Annotated in this window: 1 protein-coding gene and 2 pseudogenes; 1 reads left to right on the top strand and 2 read right to left on the bottom strand. The window is 67.7% G+C overall.

Features of this window, described 5'->3' with window-relative positions; genetic code table 11:
- Together ACFDTC_RS15765 and urtA are read right to left on the bottom strand one after the other, a co-directional pair.
- Window positions 1–1,105, bottom strand: a pseudogene (locus ACFDTC_RS15765) (urea ABC transporter permease subunit UrtB); the annotation flags it as partial.
- Window positions 1,106–1,173: 68 nt separating this feature from the next.
- Window positions 1,174–2,457 carry an urea ABC transporter substrate-binding protein gene (urtA, locus tag ACFDTC_RS15760; protein WP_375259840.1) on the bottom strand — a complete coding sequence of 428 codons (1,284 nt, stop codon included), beginning with the start codon at window positions 2,455–2,457 and terminating at the stop codon, window positions 1,174–1,176.
- Between the two features lie 478 nt (window positions 2,458–2,935).
- On the opposite strand from urtA, the pseudogene ACFDTC_RS15755 reads away from it, so the two are divergent.
- A pseudogene (locus tag ACFDTC_RS15755) lies at window positions 2,936–3,316 on the top strand (hypothetical protein); the annotation flags it as partial.

Below are 3,316 nucleotides of genomic sequence, written 5' to 3'. Positions count from 1 at the left end.
GCGCCAGGTCGGCGAGCTGGTTCAGCCAGATGCGGAACTCGATCCCGCGCAGCACCTCCTGCGCCGCCAGCGCGACCGCGGCGGGCGCGCCGACGTAGCGCTCGACGAAGAAAAAGCGCTCCAACATCTCGTCGATCTCGGCCTCGGTGGCCACCGCGTCGACCGCGCCTGATTGCGCCAGCGCGGCGTAGGCCATGTCGCGCGCGGCCTCGCTGTCCAGCGCCGCGACTTCTACACCGGCGACGGTACCGCTATCGATGTGCGAGACCAGCGCCTCGCGCTTGGCGGCGCGGTCGATGCGCGGCTTGGCGAGGTCGGCCGAGACCAGCAGGTCGTAGGCCGCTTCGCGCGTCAGGATGTCGCCGCCAGGGCGCAGCGTGCGGTAGACGTCTTCGCCCTCGGGTTCGGTCTCGGACGGCTCGATGCGGGTGGCGACCAGCGGGGTCAGCGCGGCGCGCCCGTCGACCGACAGGTCGCCCGCGAAGCTTTCGATGGCTTCGATGCGCTTGGCCTCGGTCTCGCCGAAGCGGATGGTCAGAAGGCGTTCCAGCCGGTCGATGCGGCGGGCAATGTTCGGCTCGGCCTCGCCGTCGCGGGCGGCGCGCAATGCGACCAGATGGCTTTCCTCGGGGTCGCGCTCGATGGAATCCAGCGCGCGGTTGCGCATGGCTGGCTCAGGCTCGCTGAGCTGAAACTGGACCAGCGCCGCGCCGATCATGCCGCGGATGCCGGAATTGGGCTTGAGCTGTTCCCAGTCGTCGTCGGGCCGCTCGCCGATTTCCGAACCATCGGCGAAGTCGAAGACGCGCAGCGTGTCGCGGTCGATCTCCTCGGCGAAGGCGAACAGGCCGGTCTCTTCGTTGCGCCACATCTCCTTGGCGCGCCAGCGCTGCAGCACGCTTTGCGCCTGCGGCAGGCCCGAGGCGGCCAGCGCGTCGATGGCCGGCGCGATCGATGTGCGGCTCGATTCCTCGATCAGTGCGCCGTGCTCCTGCAGCAGCCGCTGGATCGGCGCGTCGGCGTCCTGCGCGGCCGCGGCCAGCGGCGCCACCAGGGCCAATAGCAGCACTGTGATCCCGGCAAGATGCGTGCGCGTGACAGACATGAACGGCCCCGATGATGCGAAGGGAAGGGTGCGGGACGGGCGATGGCCGCCCGTCCCGTCGTGTCAGGTCAGTAGTTCGACTTGATCTGCACGCAGGTCTCGGTCTCGGTGTTGTACATCCCGCAGCCGAGTTCCTGCCAATCCGAGGTCAGCTTGGCGGACTCGGGCAGGTAGTCGGTCCACGCGTCGCCGGGCACTTCCTCGGTCTGGCTGATGATGTCGAACTGGCCGTCCTCGGTGATCTCGCCGATCAGCACGGGCTTGGCCAGGTGGTGGTTCGGCAGCATCACGGCGGTGCCCCCGGTCAGGTTCGGGAATTCCTGGCCGTACATCGCCTCGCGCACGGCATCGACGTCGGTGGTGCCGGCCTCTTCGACGGCGTTCACCCACATGTTGAAGCCGATGTAATGCGCCTCCATCGGGTCGTTGGTCACGCGGTCCTCGCCCATGCGTTCCTTCCACGCGGCGACCCATTCCTCGTTCGCCTCGGTGTCGGCGGACTGGAAGTAGTTCCACGCCGCGAGGTGACCGACCAGGTTGCTGGTGTCGAGGCCTGAGAGTTCCTCTTCGCCGACCGAGAAGGCGACGACGGGGATGTCCTCGGCGCTGACGCCCTGCGCGGCCAGTTCCTTGTAGAAGCCCACGTTGGCGTCGCCGTTGATGGTCGAGATCACGCCGACCTTCTTGCCGCCGGCGCCGAGCGCCACGACGTCGGACACGATGCGCGACCAGTCGGAATGCCCGAAGGGCGTGTAGTTGACGAAGATGTCCTCTTCGGGAATGCCCTTCGACAGCAGGTAGCTTTCGAGGATGTTGTTGGTCGTGCGCGGATAGACGTAGTCGGTGCCCAGAAGCGCGAAGCTTTCCACGCCGAGTTCCTCGAGGAAGTAGTCGGTCGCCGGGATCGCCTGCTGGTTGGGCGCGGCGCCGGTGTAGAACACGTTCTTGCTGCTTTCCTCGCCCTCATACTGGACGGGGTAGAACAGCAGGCCGTTCAGTTCCTCGATCACGGGCAGCACGGACTTGCGCGACACGCTGGTCCAGTTGCCGAAGATCACGTCGACCTCGTGCACGCTGAGAAGCTCGCGCGCCTTTTCGGCGAAGAGCGGCCAGTCGGACGCGGGGTCGACCACGACAGCCTCGAGCTGGCAGCCCAGCACGCCGCCGGCCTCGTTCTGGTTCTCGACCAGCATCTCGACGGTGTCCTTCAGCGTCGTCTCGGAAATGGCCATCGTGCCGGAGAGCGAGTGCAGGACCCCGACCTTGATCGGGCATTCCGCGTCCTGGGCCGAGGCCGAAAGGGCTGCCGTGCAACAGGCGATCGACAGCGCCGCGGTTCTTGTAAGGTTCATGGATACCGTCCCTATGGGCGCGGCGGACCTTGAAATCCCGGAAGATGCCACCAAGGTTCCCCCACGCATTTGCGAATGCGGAGTGCGGTGGTGATCAGTTGGCAGGCCGACATCACCGCACATTCTGCCGCCGATGCGGCGACGCCCAAGGTTGCGTATTTCGGCGCGCAGGCAGGTAGGCGAAAGGCGTTCCGCACAACGGTTAACGGAATGACTGCCTTGTTTTTGGACGCCGTAACCGCGGCCCTGCCTTCATTTGCGGCAGCGGGGGAACCCGTTCCGCATCGGCGGTGCGGGCGATGATCGATCCGCGGACGCTGGGACGGTGTCAGCGTTTCCGACCACGTGCGCGGCATAGCGATTCGAGTGGAGTGGCGCCTCGGCCCGTCGTGCGAGCAAGCGCGTGACGATGAAGAGGTGCAGGAACCGGCACGCCCTCTGCCGGTTGTCTGGCAGCCATCAGCCCCGGACGCCGATCATGCTTCACGACCCCGATCGAAGCCCTGCGAAGGACCCGCACCGCGCGGATCTTCGCGCCACGCTCGCGCAGGTCGCGCCCGGCGACTTCGACGAAGCGATCGCGCTGCTGAAGCGCTCGGGCCTGCTGCGGCCCGCCGGGTGGCGCGAGGCCGCCGCGGCGATGCGCCAGGTCGCCGAAGCCGACCTGTCGCTCGGCCGGCTCTACGAAGGCCACGTCAACGCCTGGCACCTGATCGACACCTACGCCGACCCGACGCTGCGCTCGCGCTGCCGGCAGGAGATGGAGAGCGGCCTGCTGTTCGGAGTCTGGGGCGCCGACGGGCCCGCGCCCGTGACGGCGCGGGCGCACCGGCTGTCGGGCGCCAAGCGCTTCGCCTCC

This window comes from Citreimonas sp. (assembly GCF_042096055.1).
Lineage (GTDB): Bacteria > Pseudomonadota > Alphaproteobacteria > Rhodobacterales > Rhodobacteraceae > Citreimonas.
Note: the sequence above shows the minus strand (reverse complement) of the source record. Positions and strands in the feature narration are given on the sequence as shown.